The organism is Mucilaginibacter sp., assembly GCF_041660805.1.
Classification (GTDB): domain Bacteria; phylum Bacteroidota; class Bacteroidia; order Sphingobacteriales; family Sphingobacteriaceae; genus Mucilaginibacter.
In genome coordinates this window covers 64,633-84,412 of the sequence record NZ_JBAZVP010000005.1, presented here as the reverse complement: position 1 = coordinate 84,412, position 19,780 = coordinate 64,633, and the positions used below count along the sequence as shown (strand labels likewise).

The window sequence follows — 19,780 nt, the reverse complement described above, 5'->3', positions numbered from 1 at the left end:
AGGTTATTTACTTAATGTTAATGTTGTTTTTATCCGTGGTGATTTTTCAGTTGCCGAGTTCAGGAACAGCAGCTCCTTCAGCTTTCCATCCTTCCAGGTTTGCAGCATATCGTCATAAAAAAAGCTACCCGGGTTGCCCGATTGCCCGCCCGGTAAAATGCCGTAGCCCTTGGTTTGCGGCCCCATTTGCACCACCATACGCCATGAGGGGCCATGCCCTTCTGAAAGCGCGTTTATGGTTGAACTTGTACCCGAACTTTCAAAATTACCGGAGCCAAAGCCCGCCAGCTTAGCCAAATGCCTAACTTCAAATGGCCTTACCTTCCCCCAGGCCCAACCGGTGCCAAGCTTACCGTGGGTACGGGTTAGTTCGTCAATTGTGGAATTGAACGACCTGCTCAGCACATCTGCCGCCGTTTCTTTTACAGGTGTACGCTTGTCATCAAACCAAATAGAATTTGGATCTTTTATCAGCAGTTCTTCCGTCCGGTCCATAGTTGGAATATTCAGCAAGGTTTTTTTATCGTTAAAGCTATCATTCCAGGTAAGCCTGTAAAACCGGTTGCTCCATGTGGCGAAAATGCTGGCACCAATTGAGTTAGGGCTATAATCTTTGTTCCAGCTTTTTAATTCTTTTAAAGCCGCTAGCTGCGTATCATCCAGCTTACTGGCATCCAGGTTGTTCAACATGGCCGGTAACAGGTCTTGCGCGCGGATACTGTAGCTATCGGTTTGCAAAACACGCATACTATCAATAGTGGCCTTTTGCATGGCGCCCAGCCGGTCGTTTATGCGCTTACCACGCTCATAAGGCGCAAACTGCCAGTTAATATAATATGGATAAGTTTGGTCTGTTGATGATTGGTTGGCCGAACTTACAAAGCCACGCGGTGGGTTTTTAACCGTTGGGTTTTGCTCGTAAGGGATAAAGCCGTGCCAGTCATTAGCCGGGTCGCTGCCATCCATAATAAATTTGCCCTGGTCTTTATATTTTAAAGGCAGCTTACCGTTTGGTGTAATGGCGATATCATTATCCGCGGATGCGAAAACAAAATTCTGTGCAGGAGCCGAAAAGTACCGCAAAGCTTCGCGATAATCGGCATAATTCTTACCACGGTTAAGCAGGTAAAAGGTTTTAAACTCGTCAGATTCGTCATGTGCCACCCAGCGCAGGGCATTACCAACCGGAACATTTTTCCTGTCTTCACTAGCTATACCCGCGTTATCATAAACTACCGGGCCATGCACGGTGTATAAAACGGTATCAACAATTGGTTGCTGCCCAAGTACTTTTATAACCTCTATGCGTTTTGTTACTTTATTCCATTTATTGTTGTACCAGTATTCATTCTTACTACCGTCCTTAAACTTTATTTGGTACCAATCCAGTATATCGGCATCAACATTGGTTACGCCCCAGCTAATTTTTTGATTATAGCCAATGACAATGCAAGGCGCGCCGGGCAGGCTTACCCCGTAAACATTTACACCGGGTGCCGATAGCTGTACCTGATACCAGATAGATGGATAAGTAAGATCTAAATGCGGGTCATTGGCCAGTATAGGGAAGCCTGTAGCCGTTTTTGAGCCGCTGATGGCCCAGTTATTACTGCCTATGCCTTCTACCCTATCCTTTGTTTGCATACCGGCAACCATCTGTGCCTTAAAGCTTGCGGGCGGTTGTGGTATGGGCAACGGTTTAAAATCCCATTTTGTACCTGCCGGGATAATAGGATCTTCACGAGTAGGATAGTCAGGAAACAGATCGCTGGTTACCTTAGCACCAAACTTGTTCAATACATTGGTCATGGCCAGCTCGTTTGAGCCACCCGATAATGTTTCTGACATCAGCTTTAACAAAAACGCCGAATTGATGGGTTTCCACTCCTCCGGGGCATAGTTAAGCAACTTAAATTCAATAGGATAATGGCGCGGAGAAAGCTGGTGGATATAAGCGTTTACACCTTCTGCATACGCGTTGATAACTACCTTCATTACAGGGTCTTTCATCATTCCGCGAAGGGTGTTTTCCGCACCGTAAACCATACCCATGCGGCGGTGATAACGGTCAAGCTCTAATGCCTTAGCACCAACCACTTCTGACAGGCGGCCCGCTGCACTGCGGGTTTGGATATCCATTTGCCAAAGGCGTTCCTGCGCGGTTATATAGCCCTGGGCATAATAAAGGTCATGGTCATTTTCGGCGAAGATGTGGGGGATGCGGTTCTCATCATACTGGATAGTTACCTTGCCCTGCAAACCTTTCAATTTCAAGCTTCCTGACGGCTCAATATTCTTACTTTCGGCATTTTGCCAGAAACCGGTAGCGGGGTTAAGAAAGGCCCCGACAGGCGGTATATCGCCAAATTTTGTTTGCATTGCCCATATGAGCGCCACAGTTATCGCAACGGAAATAAATGCCTTAAATATTTTCATCAGATACGAATAGGTTAGGCAAGATAAGTAATAATTGGGAATAGTTTTCTGATTAAAAACCCATCAAAAAAAGATACGGATTCCTATCAAAACGATACGGTTTCTGGCTGTTTTGGCTTGCGTTTTTTGTAGTGACGTTTTGTTTTTCTCTGATTTTTTTCTTTTTTCTCCACCCGTTGCTGCTTCTCTCCTTTTCTGAAATTCCAGGGAGGTGTTGGGTTGGCATCCTGCCAAAGTCCCAGTTTATTTTCGCGGGCATGCTGCTCCAGTCCGGCCAGTTCCATATTATGCGAGTAGGCCAGGTATTGCCAGGCATAGCCGTTTTTTACAATCTCATAATTTACGTTGATGCCGTTCTCCAGCACAATCTGGGCAACTGTACGGCCATAGCGGTCATGCTGGTTACCAACCAGCTTTACCATCTTACCAAAACACAGATCAGAGGTAAATTGCTTAGCGGCCTGCCCAAATGCCTGGCTCTTTTCGGGTGCGTCAATTTCAGCGAAACGAACGGTAATGTTCTGATGATCTGGCGATAGCAGCTCAACCGTATCGCCATCTTTTATTTTTACTACTTTGTATAAGGTTTCCTGTTTGTTACAGGCGGTGGTAAGCGTAATGATGAAAAGACAAAAGAGAAAGGACTTTTTGAGCATGGGTGCAATAATAGCATTTTCAAATTAGGATTTCGCGCAAAGGCGGCCAATACACTAACGACGAGATTGCCACGTCGCTGCGCTCCGGCAATAACATACCTGATGCTTACTGCAAACCGTTAACTGCTCCCCTCTATTTCTCATGCAGGCTCAGCGTGTTGCCATCCGGGTCTTTTACTGATGCAAAACGGCCCCAGGGTGTTTTATCTGCAGGGGCAACAACAACACCTTTGGCGGTTAGCTCTTCAATTTCTTTATCCAGGTCATCGCATTTTATCACCAGGCCACGCACGCTGCCCGCGGGCATTTCAGGGAACCAGTTTACCAGCGTTATGGATGTTTGGGCATCGGGCAAACTCATTTGGATCCAACTGCTGCCACCCTGAAAAGGTGCTTCAACAATTATGTTAAAACCTATTTTAAGGTAAAACTCCTTCGCAACCTGCTGATCGGTAACAGGTATAGATATAATTTCAAGTGATTTCATGATTAATCTGGTTTAATTGTTCATGGTTTTATAATAACAACCTGTATCAAAAATAAATCTGATATTTGTTAGTTTAATTATAAGTTAGGAAATTTTTTTGAGATGAGTAAATTTACTGTACCGGATAAAGTGCTGTTTGTATGTACAGGAAGCAAATGCGGCAAAAAGGGCGGAAAAGATATGTATAAAGCCGCTAAAAAGTTTGCTAAACACAGTCCGCAAGATATTGAGGTATTTCGTATAGAATGCACAGACCGGTGTGATTATGCACCGGTCTGTACTTTATCTCCCGGAAATATCTGGTTAAAAGAATATTCGGAGAAAGATGTGTTAAAGCTTTTAAACAGTTAGTATTAAGCTTCGCTGTCGTATTTAATACCGCCAACGTGCTTGTCAATCTGCCATCTGCCGGTACCTTCTTCGCCAATAACATCAAACAATTCCAGCGCGCGGCGTGCTTTGTATTCTTCTTCGCGTTGTTCTTTCAGGAACCAGTTTAAAAATTCATTGGTAACAAAATCCTGCTCTTTTAAGCAGCGGGCGTAAATGTTTTTGATAGACTGGGTAACGCTTATCTCCTGATCAAGCGCTTCTTCAAAAACTTCGCGGAAAGAGTTATATTCTTGTTTTATACCTGTTACATCCGGCGATATAGCGTTACCGCCCATATCTAAAATGTATTTGTAAAATTTCAATTGGTGTTGTCTTTCTTCATCCGCTTGTTTAAAAAAATACTCAGATGAATAGTCGTAACCGTTACGGTTACACCATGATGCCATTGACAAATATACCGCTGATGAATTTGCTTCTTTTTTAACTTGCTGATTTAAAAGCGCCTCTACCTCGGCAGAGATCAAACTTCTTATACGGATAAGATCTTTCATGTTGTATATGTTTAAACCTATTTATGATAAGGCAACAAACGTGCCGACTTAAATAATTATACAATATAACGCTATAAACGAGCAAAAGGAGAAAATAAAGACAATATGAATTCAGTCTAAATTACTAAACAGCAAGGCGATACAGCTTATCCTGTAAAATGTGGTTTAGCTGGAGCATTACAAATGTGCCTTCTAATAATTCTTTAAGGGCGATGATCTGTAAAAGGGAAAGAATGTAACAATGGTCACAGGCGCAGATAAACAGGATCTCAACATCAGGGTCTTTGGATGTTTCGAGCAGTTTGGCTTCAATATCAACGTTATAAACCGCTTTTTTTAGTTTTAGCAAACAACGGTAATCAAATTTGGCAACTTTACCGGCAAAATCAACATACCAGCAACGCTCTGCATCGCTTTGATATACAGCACCATTTTGCGTACTAAACACATCAGACCAAGTGTTTTGTTGAGAATTTATTAGGGTTGTAACCATATCTGATTACAAATGTAAGGTTATTTATAATTAATCCAAATAATGTTAACAATTATTTATAATGATTATTAACAAGTCAACTTATAACTTTACGGCTTATGAAAAACATACAAGCCTGCATATTTGATCTGGACGGAGTAATTGTTGATACAGCAGTATATCATTATAAAGCATGGAAACGCCTGGCCAATGATATGGGCTTTGATTTTACAGAACACCAGAATGAGCAATTAAAAGGTGTTAGCCGTATGGCATCGCTTAACCTGATATTAGGCTGGGGAAACGTTACCGATAAAACTGAAGCCGATAAGCTGCAGCTTGCTACCCGCAAAAACGATTGGTATACCGAAATGATCAATAAAATGACACCAGCGGAGATCTTGCCCGGTGCACGTGAATTTGTACAAAGCTGCCGCGATGCCGGGATCAAAACCGCTATTGGTTCGGCAAGTAAGAACACACCTACCATATTGGCCAAGCTGGAATTGTTACCATTATTTGACGCGATTATAGATGGCAACAGTGTAACTAACCCCAAACCCGATCCGGAAGTGTTTTTAAAAGGTGCCGAAGCTTTGCAGGTTGCCCCCGCTGCATGCGTGGTGTTTGAGGATGCTATAGCCGGCGTAGAAGCAGCCATAAACGGCGGCATGAAAACAGTAGGCATTGGCTCGCCTGAATTGCTTAAAGAAGCTAATATTGTGATTAGCGGACTGGATATGATGACGTTGGAAATGTTGAAAGAATTGTAAAGGTTGTAAAGGTTGTAAAGGTTGTAAAGATGAAGATCAAAATTTCTATATTGTTTTTGTTAGTCTCTGTTATTGCGAAGGCACAAACCCCGGCGTTTAAGATCAGCATTAAACATCTTACGCAAAACTTTTATGTGTGTACCTCATATGGTTTGCCGGACGGGCCAACACCCTTTCCCGCCAACAGCCTGTTTGCCGTAACTGATGCAGGTATAGTATTAGTAGATACCCCATGGGACGAAAACCAGACACAACAATTAATAGATTCTGTAAAGCAGCGATTTAATAAAAACATAGTGCTTTGCATTTCTACCCATTTCCATGACGACCGCACCGGCGGTGTGGCTGTTTTAAAAAAACACGGGACTAAAACGTACAGCACTAAGCTTACACAAACCCTTGCCAAAACAAAGGGTTTGAAAGTTCCCGAATTTACATTTAAGAACGATACCACATTTACCGTTGGAGGCATTAAACTTCAAACTTATTTCCCGGGGCCGGGGCATACAGCCGATAATATTGTAGTTTGGTTTCCGCAGGATAAAATTCTTGTTGGCGGATGCCTGGTTAAAAGTATGGATACCGAAAGCAAGGGCTATTTAGCCGATGCCAACGTTACAGAATGGCCAAAAAGCATCCGTAAGGTATATGCAAAATTTAAACAGGTTAATTACCTTATTCCGGGCCACCAGGGCTGGCAGGGCGGCCGGGAACAGTTAACGCATACAATTAAAGTTGTAAGCAGCACACAATAAAAAATGACGTTTTAAACAAAGCAATTTGACGCTTTAAACAAAGCCCCCTTCTTAGGTTGTCGGTAGATTTGTCTTATAAAATTTAAAGATGAAAACGAACGACAATTACAACGGCGCATTACAACAACCCCTTAATTCGGGGTTTGGCGCAACTTCAACTACTCAGGATGTTATAAAAGGAATTGACCTGACCGGTAAAACCGCAATTGTTACAGGCGGCTATGCAGGCATAGGTTTAGAAACAGTGAAAACCTTTGTTGCCGCCGGCGCAACAGTTATTATACCGGCCCGTGATACCCGCAAGGCAGCAAATAACTTAGCCGGTTTGCCCAACATAACAATCGAAAAAATGGATCTTGCCGATCCGGAATCTATAAATGCTTTTGCAGAAAAGTTTCTTGCCGCTAATAATTCACTTGATATTCTTGTTAATAATGCGGGCATTATGTGGGTGCCCTTGCAACGCGATAAAAGGGGTTATGAATCTCAGCTTTCTACCAATCATTTAGGGCACTTTCAGCTCACTGCAAAACTTTGGCCGGCATTAAAGAATAGCGGTAACGCACGTGTTATAAATTTATCTTCATTCGGCCATCAAATGGCCCCTTTCAACTTTGACGATCCTAATTTTACAAACAGGGAGTATGAAACGCTGCAAGGTTACGGGCAATCAAAAACGGCCAATAATCTTTTTACGGTAGAGCTTGACCACCGGGCCAAAGCGTTTGGCGTACGTGCCTTTTCTGTGCATCCGGGGTCTGTAATTGGTACCGACCTTGGGCGTGTTGCACCTATGGCTTTATTTCAACAAATGGGCACGCATGATGCAGACGGAAACATATTCCCGGAAGTGGCAGCCAAATTAAAAAACGTTGAGCAAGGTGCCGCTACATCAGTTTGGTGTGCCAGCAGTCCGCAATTAAATGATATTGGTGGTGTATACTGCGAAAATGCAGACGTGGCCGAACTGGACGAAGGAAATATTGAACATAATTATGATGACCCTTCATCATTATATGGCGTACAACCCTATTCTGTTGATGCTGAAAACGCGAAGAAATTGTGGACACTAACCGAAAGCATGACAAGTGTATCGTTTCCGGTTAACTGATCGGGCTAATAGCTAAATCTGTTATGACGAGCCGGACCCATTTATTCGGCTTGTTTTATTTTGTAAATTTACTCCCGACCCAATGGAATTTGAAACGAAATATATTACCCCGGATATTAAGCTTTCTGAATTTAATGGAAAGTTCTTTAAAACAGAAGTGATGTTTGAGCATCATATTCTGGTTTGGTTTATATCCGGCGAAACAAAAATCATACAGGCCGAAGCTACTTACACCTTTAAGGCAGGCGATATATTTCTTATTCCACGTAACCAACTGGCTACTATTATCAATTACCCAAAAGATGGGATGTCGCACAAATCTGTGGCAATGCATTTGACCAAAGAACGGTTAAAGGACTATTATTCAAGGCATAAAGCTATTAGCAGGGTACAACCTCATTCAAAAATATCTCTTTTCTCCAAACACCCTCTGCTGGAAAGCTGCCTGGCATCGTTGATCCCCTATTTTGATCTCGGCGAAAATTTGCCTTCAGATATAGCGGATATCAAAATTGAAGAAGCCATAAGTATATTAAGATCTATTGATAAGGATATAGATGGCGTACTGGCTAAATTTGAAGAGCCCGGCAAAATAAACCTTACCGATTTTATGGAACGGCATTATATGTTCAATATGCCGTTAGATAGGTTTGGCTATCTTACCGGCCGCAGCCTGGCAACTTTCAGAAGGGATTTTAAAAAAGCCTATAACATTAATCCGCAAAAATGGCTGACAGAAAAACGGCTGCAACTGGCACATTATCAGATCGCAGAAAAACAACGAAAACCCAATGATATTTATGTGGAAGCGGGCTTTGAGAATCTTTCGCACTTTTCGCATGCGTTTAAAAATCATTTTGGATACCCGCCCAACACTTTACTTAATAAATAAAAAGCCTTGTAATTTATATCCGGATAATTAATTTTTATTGACCGCCCTTAGCTTAGCACGCTCTTTAATGATGGTTTTAATAGCATAGCTTAAAAACTGTTTTTGATCGTCAGTCAGTACGTCCACTTTGCTATCGCCATTAAATCTGTAGGCTATTTTCCCATTCCATCCTGGTTCTGCCTCTACACTTCTGTCATCGCGGGTAAACTTAACATAACCACCTTTTGCAATATTTTCAATCCGGGTTTGATCCTGGCTAAATACTATCCGGCCTACATATTCAATTTTTTGCGATGTAGAACCATCACTGGTTACTATTGTGGTTGTATTACTCCTGCGGCATGACACAAAACTCATTAACATTAATAATACTAATGCAATTGTTTGTATGTTTTTACTGATGAACTTTTTCATGTTTGGTTGATTTGTTCAACAAAAATAAACATTACATAGTAATATGCAATACATAGTACTATTAAAATAACAAACATATTTATATCTATCTGATAACCAATATTATAATTTTATATTTCTTTTAACTATTCGCTTCGCAAGCTTTTTACGGGGTTTACAAGTGCAGCTTTAATCAACTGAAAGCTTACTGTGGCTAATGCTATTCCAATGGCTATAACTCCTGCCAGTAAAAATATGCTCCAATGGATATTGATCCGGTAAATATAGTCCTGCAGCCATTTATTCATGAAGTACCAGGTAATTGGCGTTGCAATAACAAACCCAATTGCTATCATCACCACAAACTCTTTAGAGAACAGATAAACTATACCAGATACCGAAGAGCCAAGCACCTTACGGATGCCCACTTCTTTTATCCGCTGCACAGCCATAAACGATGCCAACCCATACAAACCAAGGCAGCTTAATAGTATAGCAACCGCCGCGAAGCATTCATAAATACTGGCCAGCTGGTTTTCCTGTTTGTAAAAGCCTGCTATACGCTCATCCATAAACTGGTATTCAAATGCATAATCGGGATAAACCTCGTTCCATAATTTTTCTACCCCTTTTAATGATGAGGTGATGTTAGCCGATGTTAATTTGATATTGCTTACTTCATACTGCTTTTTAAAGGTGGTTATTATCAATGGCGCATAATCATCCCTGAATGACCGGTTATGATAGTTTTTTAGTACCCCTACTATGCGCCCTTTTGCAAATTTCCCTAATGCCATTTGTTTATTAAGGGCATCTTTAGGGTTTGCTATACCAAGCTTTTGAACCAGGGCTTCATTAACTAAAAATTCCCTTATGGTATCTGATGCCGAAACGTTGCGGCCTGCGGCAAGCTGTAATTTATAAGTTGGTAAATACTGGTCGTCTGCCATTTTTATGATCGAATAAAAATCTACCGGCTTAGCCGCGTTTTCATAGGTAAACATGGTCCAGTTTGCATCCTCTCCTACCGGCACATTCGAGCTTAGGCTCACCTGCTCAACCCCATTTATATCGGTTAGTCTCTTTTTCAGATAATCCAGTTTGCTGATGCTCACACTATCAGACGGGAAAGGCACATTCACAATGGCATCCTTTGCAAAACCCATGCTTTCATGGGTAAAGTAATTCATTTGCTTTACAATAATAATGGTACAAATGATGAGTCCCTGGGCAATAACAAACTGAAATATCACTAACGCATGCCTTAATGAGATACCTCTTGAGGATTTAAAAGCTACCCTGCTCTTTAAAGCGTTTATAGGGTTAAAGCCCGAAAGTACTAAGGATGGATAAAAACCCGCGATGAGTGTTACCCCCGCTGTTAATGCTATTACAAAAGCCGCTACCTTAAATTGTAACAGCATGCCTGCTGACAAAGGCAGATCCATTATTTTACCTATCATTGGGATAGCTAAAGCACTTATACCTGCTGATAACACTAATGCCAGTAAAACAATCACTAATGTTTCGGCTAAAAACTGCATTTGCAGCTGCCCGCGGTTCCCGCCCAGTACTTTGCGTACGCCTACTTCTTTTGCACGGTTAACCGCCTGTGCTGTTGCCAGGTTTACAAAGTTTACACAGGCAATAACCAATATAAATAAAGCTATCATCCACAGCATATTAATCATTTGCGGAGTGATGGATTGGTTGGAATAGTTGCCGGTTTTACCATCAAAATGCACGCTGCCCAATACCTGCGCTACTTCGCTGTCTTTATTATCAGGCGAATGATATTTTTTTACAAGGGCACGCAGCCTTTGGGTAAGGTGTGCCTCTGTTATATTTGGAGCTAATAATACATAACAGCCAAAATTACTCCCGGTGCTGTCCCAATCTTTTGATTTAAGTATATCCGCAGTAAAACCTGTTCCTATTGATATTACAACCTTCAATTGAAAATCGGTGTTTTTGGGCATAGATGCCAGTATCCCGGTTACCTTTAATAAATCTGTATTGTTCCACTTAATGGTTTTACCCATTGCGGTTTTCCAGTCGCCAAAATATTTTTCGGCAGTTTCTTTACTCAATAAAACCGTATTGGGGTCTTTTAATGATGCGGCAGTGCCTTCCAGCAACGGAAAATCAAAGATCTTGAAGAATGCAGGGTTGGTAGCAAATACGCCCCCGGTTTCTTTAAATTTCTTCTCGATATGTCCTTCGGCATTTAATACCTGTAATTGTTCATTGGTTTGATGATAGATAGGTGCTGTTTGTTCTATCTCCGGCATATCAGTTTTTAGCGACTGAGGTATGGCACGTGCTACACCCGATCCGTAAAAGATATCCTTTGAATCGGCATGGTGGTATTCTGTAAGCAACCGGTATATCCTGTCCTTTTTGGTATGAAAAGTATCAAAACTGGAATGGAACTGTATCAGCACAAAAATAACGAGGCAAATAGCAATACCCGACCCTAAGCCTATGATATTGATAAATGTATACGACTTGTGACGGGATACATTACGCCAGGCGGTTTTAAATAAATTTTTTAACATAACAGATAGGTTTAATTTGACGGCTTTTAAAGGAACACATTATTTGTTCAAAGCCAATGCCAACCATAAAACATCCATTTTTATAGCAATTAAGCCACTTTAAATTCGACGGGTGTACGATAACGGACAGTTCTACGTACGGTTTCGTACATTGGATAAACACAGGAAATACTTTGAATTTTTTCTTACCCGATCCTTACAATGCGGGGACACTTACTGCTACCGTTTCCGTGTTTTATTCTCAAGCATAATGATAGGGCCATGCAGGTCCCAGTTAGGCTTAAAATTCTTTTGGTTGATCAGCTTATCACCGTAAATAGAGAAGTTGCCCAATATAATGTCCTGGTCGCCATCACCGTCAATGTCCGCTACTTCCATAGCTATCCATCTGCCATACTTGCTTACCGGGATCTCGTGCGGTTTAAATTTGCCCGGCCCCGTTTGCTCTATATAAGTAAACCCTTCTGATGGCTTGTTTACAAAATCGGGGAAGAAAGCGATGGTAGCAATATCCATATCGCCATCGCCATCAAAATCAGCAGCCATTGCTTTTGAGGCGCCGTTAATGTGGTAAAAGAAAGTTTGTTTGAATTTCCAGTTACCCTGGTTGGTGAATATATAAACCCCGTGGTAGGGCTTAAATATGCTGGAGTAATCGTTATTATCGCCGCAGGTATAAATGATGTCCTTTTTACCATCGTTATTCATATCAACCAGCTGGAAACTATTGCTGCCGTTTACCGGTGGAAAGCGCATTATGTTCTGTGTAGTAAAGCCGCCTTTTTTGTCATTCAGGAACATCCAAACGCCCTCGTCCGCCTGTGCGAAAAGGCATAGCACATCTAACCATCCATCATTATTAAAATCACCGGTTTCTAACTGAATAGCACCCGGCATAGCGCGGATCATCTTTTTCTTAAACGAATGATTGGCCTGTTGCTGTACCAGGAACAAGCCACCGGTGTTATTACCATAACCGCAAACAATATAATCGGTAAGGCCATCTTTATTAAAATCGCCCGCGGCTGTTTGCACAGGCCTTGGCAAGCTGTCTGTTATCAGGGTTGATGATGTGTCTTTATCGCCTAATGTTAATTGCACCATGCTGCCCTTTAGCTCGTCATTAGGGGGCAGTATGCCTATACAGGTAAACATTCCCGCATTTTTTCCGTCGGCGGTTTTAAAGAAGTTAGCCGCTGTAACCGGCGATGGCAGTTTTTTTATCAGCCGGGCATTTAGTTTGCTGTCCCAGCTATAAACATTGTCCCCGGCACCTGTATACAACAGCTTATCAAGTGGATTAAATTTGATCATGCTGGTCATGGCAGGCGGGGCGTTCTTATCTACCTTTGCGGGCAGTTTTAAAGTAAATACCGCCCAGTCCTTAACAGGGTCTTGCTTAGGGAGCGTTAATTTTTTTGGAGCAGCGTCTTTATAATATTTGATGATCTTATTCCAGTCATCAAGGCTTATCTGTGAACGGGTATCCATGTAGTAACCGCCCATTTCCTGCTGTATGCCCAATTTACCGGCCATAACAGGCAACACGCCACGCTCCCAGGTTGTTTTATCCAGTAAAGCAGCTTCGGGGTATATATGGCAGCTTACGCAGTATTTTTTAGAAAGTGCTTTACCTTCGGCTGCCGCGTTTCCGGCCTTTTGTGTTTTGCTTTCACCGCAACCGTTAAGCATAAAAATTGCCGCAGTTGTAACTGCGGCAATTAAAAAGGCTAAACCATTGGCCGATAAGCTGTATTTGTTAGGCATTAATATTTAACTCGTTATCATACAAGGATACTATTTTTTAATGTTGTTTTGCAGCACTATAAATGGCGTGTGCTCGTCCCAATTTGGCGTAAAATTAGGCTGGAACAATAGTCCGCTCGCGTAATTGCCCAAAATAATATCGGGTTTGCCATCGTTGTTACGATCTGCAACTTCCATTGACATCCACCTGCCGTGCTCGCTTACCGGTATAGCATGCGCTTTAAAGCTCATAGGCTTGTCCTGCTCAAAATAGATAAACTCTTCGGCTGGCTTATTCTTCATATCAGCAAAAAAGGCGATGGTAGCAATATCCAAATCGCCATCCTTATCAAAATCAGTGGCTATGGCTTTGGTACAACCATTTATCGGGTAAAACCAGGTTTGTTTAAATTTAAAATCGCCAAGGTTTTTAAAGATGTATAAACCATGGTAAGGCTTTAAGATCCTTGAATCGCGATAGTTATAACCGCAGGTGTAGATCAGGTCGAGGTTGCCATCATGGTCAATATCTGTTAGCTGAAAACTGGTTGAACCATTTACCGGTGGAAAAGCCAACAGCTCTTTTGATGTGAAGCCACCTTTATGGTCATTCAAAAACAGTGATAAACCTTCATTATTACTACCAAATAACACCATCAGATCTGGCCAGCCATCTTTGTTGTAATCGCCTGTTACCGCCTGCACTGCTCCCGGCCTGTCTGTAATAGTGAATTGCTTGTATGATTTATGATCGGCAGTTGGTTTCAGTATAAATACGCCCCCTTTTAAATTGCCCTGGCCGCATATTACAATTTCATTTGTGCCATCTTTATCAAAATCGGCATTAAGGGTTTGTACCGGGCGCGGAAGATCTGATGCAACTTCTGTTAATTGCTGACTTTTACCACCTGTTAAACTTAAATTGTAGATCCTGCCATTTGGGAAGTCGATAGGATCTAAACGGCCAATGCAGGATATGATAGCCTGTTCGGCGCCTGTTGAATCTTTTATAAAATCGGCATTTACTGCTGCCGATGGCACCTTGGTTTGATTAGTTATTTTAAGGTCTTTGCTCCATTCTGTCAAAAACCCGGACACCACATCCCCGGTATATATTTTGCCGGTAGTTGGGCTTGAAGCAACCATGGTAGTAAAGCATATATCATTAACCTTAGCCGGTTTAATTAAGCTGAACCCGGCCCAATCATTCAATAAAGGCGATGGTGCTTTTGCAGGCATTAACGTGTCCGGGGCTAATTTTTTATAATAAGTAACTATGCTCTGCCACTCTAAAAGAGATAAACCCGCGGTATCCTTATCTGATTTATAGTAATCTGTACCGTAAGTTGATATTCCCAGGTAATGGGCCATTGCCGGTAAGGTATGCACCGCCCAAACGGTTTTTGTAAGCGCATTTACAGGTACAAGCGAATGGCATTTTGTACAATGCAACTGTACCAGGTTCTTGCCGTCTGTTAACGTATCGCCGGTTAATTCATAAGTGGATGTGGTTGACGATTTGCTTTTACAGCCATTGAACAATGTACTTGCTGATAGCAATAAAACAAATGATAGTATAGATGATGTAAATAAAAAAGTTCTATTTGGTTTCATAAAAACGTTAGTACTTGTTAATTATTTTAGTTCTGCAACTTTAGCTTGTTCCAAATATATTCGCCTATTTGCCTGCCTTGTTTGGCACCGGCATCTACGCTTATTTTATAATGTATGCCGCCGTAATACCTGCTTATAGAAGTCTCATCGGCTGCCTTTAAAAACGAATCGAAATGGCGCTGCATACCAATATAACGTAAATCACTGGTATCCATGTATTCAAAGTTATCCCCAAAAATGTGGGTTAAAATAACTGCCGCTGCCCCGCTTATATCACTATGCCCGCTCGGATATTCAGGAAACGGTGGGGTTTGTAATAAGGGCAGCCAGTTATGGTCAATTTTATCGTTAATAACAGTAACCGGCCTTATATATTCCGTACCATATTTTACCTGCCAGCCGCAAATAAACGCGTCATATAAAGCAATTGATGTTAGCGCGTAAACCTGAGCGGTTTTGACAGCATCGGCTTTTGTTTTTTTACAGGCAATAGCGGCAATGCCTATCCAATGCCCACCCGGGGTGATCTTTTTATTTACAAACATCATGTGGCCATTATGCTGTATAACAAAGGGGTTATCATCCCAAAATTTGGCTATTGTAATTTGCTCTTTTGTGTTGTTTTTGCTTTGATTGTATACCGCAAGATTTTGCTTAAAGTACTCGCTGTTCTTGTCATTGCTAAATGGCGGTGGCGGCGGCAAAGCAAAATCTGAAGATGATTTTACGGCGAAGGTTTCCATTGTTCCCCAGCAAAACTCAACACCATCCAGGTAATCTGGTGGGGTTGGACGCCATTTTCCGTCAGCGTTACTACCCAGAAAACGAGGTTTGCCCCTTGTTTGCGGATAATTATCAAATGCGGACCTGGCTAGTATTGCTTTACCCATTTTTTCGCCAAAATCCATTGAACGTACATAGGTGGAGTCGTCCAGGTTATCCTGGTACATGGCAAATACCTTGTTCTCGTATTTTTTTAGCGTATCAACAGAAAAAGTTACTTTATGTGCTACAGTAAAAAATGCTTTTGTAGCAGCCAGTGCAAAGTTGTACTTTTTATCTTTTTGGGGCTGAGGTAATGGCTTAAAACCATTTAACTGACTCACAATTGAATTGTACTTTGGGTTGGCAAAGCGCATAGCCTCATAAGCAGCAAGTGCAGTGTACCCGTAAATACGGCTCGCAACCGGCGGACTAAAAACATCATAAATTATAACCTGTGTAAGCTGGTCTACGTTTTCATGCAAAACCTCGGCATCGCTTAACAATTTGGCTTTATTTTTTTGTTTACAACTTACAACAACCAACACAAAGGCCGCGGCAAGTAAGATCTTAAAGTATTTCATAATTGGTTTGGGCAATATATCAATTTAAAGGTACACTCCTTGTATGACCGTAATTATCAGTAACGGTTACTGATGCCATTGTTGGATCGATGTTAAAGAACCTGGCCGATTGCGACAAGAAAGATCCGCCATTATAAAACTCCTGCCTGGCTGTTTTACCATTCTTATATTTTATAGAGGCAAACATATCCAATGGCTGCAGTTTAACAGTGTGGACAGGTTTTTTTAATTCAAATAACTTTATGGCGTCTTTATATTGGGTGGCAGCCAACATATACTGGCCTTTAGCACCCCGCAGCTTAACCAGCGCCTTACCATTGCCGGGAATATAAAGCCCGCTTTGCTGTATGCTTAACGGTTTAAAGTTACCCTTACCATCGCCTTTTAGCATTAAGCCGTTAAAGGCATCGTACCTGCCTGTGCTTACTTCCGTACCATAATCATTACCGCTTAGCGCTACATCAAGGTTGCCATCGCCATCAAAATCATCTACCACCATTCCGGCTAATTGCGATATCTGGGCCTGTTCGGGCAGCGGTATCGTTGTGAATTTACCGTTACCATCATTACGCAGGTAGCAAGATAGAAGCGTATTTGCCTTTAACCTTAAAGCGCCCTTGCGCATTTCTGGCGTAAGTACACTATCCATGGTTGCTAAAGCATATGATTTATAGTTTTGATACTTTACACGCATGCTAATTACCTGTTTAACAATATCATCACGCGTATGCGCCGGAAACTCCTGCATCACCCCTTTTTGATCTTTCAAAAACACCGATGGGAATGCATCATAGCTATTATTATTGTCAAAATCTTTAGCGGTAATGTACATAGGATATTGCTCTGTAGCTTTATAGAAGGTGTTTAAACCCGTATTACCAACTATGTAATCAATATCACCATCACGGTCAAAATCGGCACCTGTAATAGTATTCCACCAGCCTAACTGGCCGGCAATACCGGTAGTAGCAGTAACATTTTTAAATGTGCCATGATCATTCTTTAAGAAAGTAACAGGCATCCACTCGCCGGTTATTACCAGATCTGGCCAGCCATCGTTATCGTAATCTGTAAAAGCGGCATCGCACACCAAACCAATATTGGTAAGCCCTTTTGCTACGGTTGGGGTAACATCAGTAAATTTGATATGACCGCTCTTGCTATCGTTACGTAAAATAAAACTTGATACCGGTTTAGGATAATTCCAGGGCTCTACCCTGCCGGATACGAACAGATCAAGTGAACCATCTTTGTTATAATCAACCGCTTTAACGCATAGCTTACTGGTAAAGTTGGCCGGCAAAGCATCAGGCTGTAAGGTAAAGTTGCCTTTACCATCATTCATATAAACCCTGTCCTGGTATGATTTTGAGCTGGGTTCCTGTTCATAACCGCCGCTTGCAGCGTATAGGTCAAGATCACCATCGCCATCAGCATCAAATAGTAACAGGCCTTCATCTTTAAACTTGTCAGGGGTTGTTGCAGATGCCACCATGTCCCGCTGTGTGAACTTGCCGGTTGCCTGCTGTAAAAATAATTGCGCCGGATACTTTGATGTACCGCCAACAACCATATCATCAAAGCCATTGCCATCAACATCGCCTACGGCAACCGCGGGTGAGTATTCTGATAATTTATGCGGAATAAGCTTCTGGACGTTGAAATCAACAAAATCATCTGATTTGTGAATGTAGTTGATGCCTACAGCTTTGGTAACCTCGGTAAATAATGATTGTGTATTTATTTTTGGCCCGTCAAAGCTGTAAGTGCTGTTCGCATTGGCTATATCCACTTTAAGCGTCTGGTCGGCTTTAACGTTCTGGAGGGTTTGCTGCTTTCCGTTTTGCCATTTAATAACCACCGAATCTAATTTATCAACCTTACCCAAACCAAAATTCGCGATGTTTTGTATGGTTGACAAGTACCCCCTAAACGGTGTATTTTCGTACACCTGGTGTTTGCCATGGTCATAATAAATATCGGCCCAGGCACCTATACCATCCCTGTTTTGGGCCGATCCTTTGAACTGGATATGCAGATAATGGTTATTGTTTTTATCCTTTTCTCTTAAAGTATTGCGGTAGATAGAGGCCTCATCATCAATATTGTTAATGATCATATCCATTGCACCATCATTATCCAGATCGGCATAGGCCGCACCATTTGAGAACGAAGGGATATCTAAGCCCCAGCTTTTAGATACGTCTTCAAACTGTAATGTACCACTATTCCGGAACGCATAGTTAGGGATCTTCACAATAGGGATCTGATCCAATATCTGTTTCTTGGTTGCTACTGCGTATGATTCATTCCTGAAAATTATAAAATCGTGGTCGGTAACATCACGCGGATAGCCGTTTGTTACTACAATATCCCTGAAACCGTCATTATCAAAATCGGTTATCATTGGGCCCCAGCTCCAGTCGGTTTGTGCCACACCGCTCAAAAAAGCAATTTCGCTAAATATTGGCGCACCTATAGAATCATTCTGGCCTAAACGCGGCCCCTGGTTAAGCTGTAATGTATTATGGTTATATTGATATTGATAGTCGTATTGGTCGAAATTTTGATATAACTGGTATGATGTACCGGGCATAAACATCTTTTTACGGTAGTTATCCTCCGGATCCATATCCAGTTCAAAAACATCAGCAAGGCCATCATTATTAATGTCCTGAATATCCTGGCCCATTGCACTTGTGGCGGTATGCTTAAAATATTCCTTTGTACGATCGGTAAAAGTACCATCGTGGTTGTTGATGTATAAAATATTGCTTGGCAAAAAATCGTTGGTTACGTAAATGTCTTTCCAGCCATCGCGGTTCATATCAACAATACTTGCGGCGTGGCCATAACCCTCAATAAGGATGCCCGCTTCTTTAGATACATTTGTATAAACGCCATGCTTTAATGCCGGGTTATAATCATTCCGGTAAAGCCTGCCTGTACTTTTACCTGACCCATCTTTAAGTATAGGCCTGAAAGAGCTTGTATTATCGGTTGATTGGGCCTCATTAACTGTAAGGTACATATCCAGGTCACCATCATTATCATAATCAAAAAATGATGCCATGGTGGAGTGGATATTGATATCTAACCCATATTCTTTTGCGGCTTCTTTAAAACGCGGAACGCCATCCTTATCGGGCCCCTGATTAATGTATAGCAGGTTCATGCGCTTAACAGGGCTGTTTAAAAGGGTATTACATATGTATATATCCTTTAACCCGTCGTTATTAATATCAAAAACGGCTACCCCCCTGCCCCAGCCACCTTTACCGGCTACCCCGGCCTTATCGGTAACATCATCAAACTTCATATCGCCTTTATTGATGTATAAACGGTTTGATACGGCGTTACCAATAAAGTAAATATCCTGCAGGCCATCATTATTAAAATCGCCCACACCTACCCCGCCGCCATTGTATATGTTAAGCATATCAAGCGGGTTGATAGAATCATTCTCAACTATCTCATTATTAAAATGAATATTAGAGTGCGACGAAGAAACCTTTTCAAAAAGGGTTGCTTTTTTACACGAAAAAGTAAATACCGCGATAGCGATTAATAAGGGGTGTTTTAAAGCTCTCATTACAATAGGTCTGAAACAAATATATAATAAAAAAGAGGGGAAGATTAAAATCTCCCCCTCTTTTT

General features: G+C 41.7%; 16 protein-coding genes. 5 read left to right on the top strand and 11 right to left on the bottom strand.

Annotated features, from left to right (window positions below; all coding sequences use genetic code 11):
- Positions 1 to 3: 3 nt before the first annotated feature.
- The 3 genes from WC743_RS09235 to WC743_RS09225 form a co-directional block, all read right to left on the bottom strand.
- Positions 4 to 2,436 (bottom strand): penicillin acylase family protein, encoded by a 2,433-nt coding sequence (locus WC743_RS09235; protein ID WP_373011651.1) that lies wholly within the window; start codon positions 2,434 to 2,436, stop codon positions 4 to 6.
- A gap of 86 nt (positions 2,437 to 2,522) precedes the next feature.
- Positions 2,523 to 3,092, bottom strand: a complete 570-nt coding sequence (locus tag WC743_RS09230; protein WP_373011650.1) for a thermonuclease family protein — start codon at positions 3,090 to 3,092, stop codon at positions 2,523 to 2,525.
- Positions 3,093 to 3,225: 133 nt separating this feature from the next.
- Positions 3,226 to 3,579: a VOC family protein gene (locus WC743_RS09225; RefSeq protein WP_373011649.1), complete on the bottom strand. Its 354-nt coding sequence runs from the start codon at positions 3,577 to 3,579 to the stop codon at positions 3,226 to 3,228.
- A gap of 102 nt (positions 3,580 to 3,681) precedes the next feature.
- Between WC743_RS09225 and WC743_RS09220 the strand changes: the two genes are divergently transcribed.
- Positions 3,682 to 3,930 (top strand): (2Fe-2S) ferredoxin domain-containing protein, encoded by a 249-nt coding sequence (locus WC743_RS09220; RefSeq protein ID WP_373011648.1) that lies wholly within the window; start codon positions 3,682 to 3,684, stop codon positions 3,928 to 3,930.
- 2 nt (positions 3,931 to 3,932) lie between these two features.
- On the opposite strand, the gene WC743_RS09215 is transcribed toward WC743_RS09220, so the two are convergent.
- Complete coding sequence (locus WC743_RS09215; RefSeq protein WP_373011647.1) at positions 3,933 to 4,463, bottom strand: ferritin; 531 nt, start codon at positions 4,461 to 4,463, stop codon at positions 3,933 to 3,935.
- Positions 4,464 to 4,587: 124 nt separating this feature from the next.
- A complete protein-coding gene (locus WC743_RS09210) occupies positions 4,588 to 4,956 on the bottom strand; it encodes a hypothetical protein (protein ID WP_373011646.1) in 369 nt (122 codons plus the stop codon).
- Positions 4,957 to 5,054: 98 nt separating this feature from the next.
- On the opposite strand from WC743_RS09210, the gene pgmB reads away from it, so the two are divergent.
- The 4 genes from pgmB to WC743_RS09190 all read left to right on the top strand — a co-directional run bounded on the left by pgmB (position 5,055) and on the right by WC743_RS09190 (position 8,466).
- A complete protein-coding gene (gene pgmB, locus WC743_RS09205) occupies positions 5,055 to 5,708 on the top strand; it encodes a beta-phosphoglucomutase (RefSeq protein ID WP_373011645.1) in 654 nt (217 codons plus the stop codon).
- Between the two features lie 29 nt (positions 5,709 to 5,737).
- Positions 5,738 to 6,463 carry a subclass B1 metallo-beta-lactamase gene (gene bla, locus WC743_RS09200; RefSeq protein WP_373011644.1) on the top strand — a complete coding sequence of 242 codons (726 nt, stop codon included), beginning with the start codon at positions 5,738 to 5,740 and terminating at the stop codon, positions 6,461 to 6,463.
- Between the two features lie 88 nt (positions 6,464 to 6,551).
- The gene (locus WC743_RS09195; RefSeq protein WP_373011643.1) at positions 6,552 to 7,574 is read left to right on the top strand and encodes an SDR family NAD(P)-dependent oxidoreductase; all 1,023 of its coding nucleotides are present in this window, start codon (positions 6,552 to 6,554) and stop codon (positions 7,572 to 7,574) included.
- An 82-nt stretch (positions 7,575 to 7,656) separates the two neighbouring features.
- Positions 7,657 to 8,466, top strand: a complete 810-nt coding sequence (locus WC743_RS09190) for a helix-turn-helix domain-containing protein (RefSeq protein WP_373011642.1) — start codon at positions 7,657 to 7,659, stop codon at positions 8,464 to 8,466.
- A gap of 27 nt (positions 8,467 to 8,493) precedes the next feature.
- On the opposite strand, the gene WC743_RS09185 is transcribed toward WC743_RS09190, so the two are convergent.
- From WC743_RS09185 to WC743_RS09160, 6 genes are all read right to left on the bottom strand, one after another.
- Entirely contained in the window at positions 8,494 to 8,880 is a 387-nt protein-coding gene (locus tag WC743_RS09185; protein WP_373011641.1) for a hypothetical protein, read from the bottom strand.
- A 125-nt stretch (positions 8,881 to 9,005) separates the two neighbouring features.
- Positions 9,006 to 11,417 (bottom strand): ABC transporter permease, encoded by a 2,412-nt coding sequence (locus tag WC743_RS09180; RefSeq protein ID WP_373011640.1) that lies wholly within the window; start codon positions 11,415 to 11,417, stop codon positions 9,006 to 9,008.
- Between the two features lie 219 nt (positions 11,418 to 11,636).
- Positions 11,637 to 13,184, bottom strand: a complete 1,548-nt coding sequence (locus WC743_RS09175; RefSeq protein ID WP_373011639.1) for an FG-GAP repeat domain-containing protein — start codon at positions 13,182 to 13,184, stop codon at positions 11,637 to 11,639.
- Positions 13,185 to 13,214: 30 nt separating this feature from the next.
- A complete protein-coding gene (locus WC743_RS09170; protein ID WP_373011638.1) occupies positions 13,215 to 14,777 on the bottom strand; it encodes an FG-GAP repeat domain-containing protein in 1,563 nt (520 codons plus the stop codon).
- Positions 14,778 to 14,803: 26 nt separating this feature from the next.
- Positions 14,804 to 16,123 carry a vanadium-dependent haloperoxidase gene (locus tag WC743_RS09165; protein ID WP_373011636.1) on the bottom strand — a complete coding sequence of 440 codons (1,320 nt, stop codon included), beginning with the start codon at positions 16,121 to 16,123 and terminating at the stop codon, positions 14,804 to 14,806.
- Between the two features lie 19 nt (positions 16,124 to 16,142).
- The gene (locus WC743_RS09160; RefSeq protein WP_373011635.1) at positions 16,143 to 19,715 is read right to left on the bottom strand and encodes a VCBS repeat-containing protein; all 3,573 of its coding nucleotides are present in this window, start codon (positions 19,713 to 19,715) and stop codon (positions 16,143 to 16,145) included.
- Positions 19,716 to 19,780: the final 65 nt, after the last annotated feature.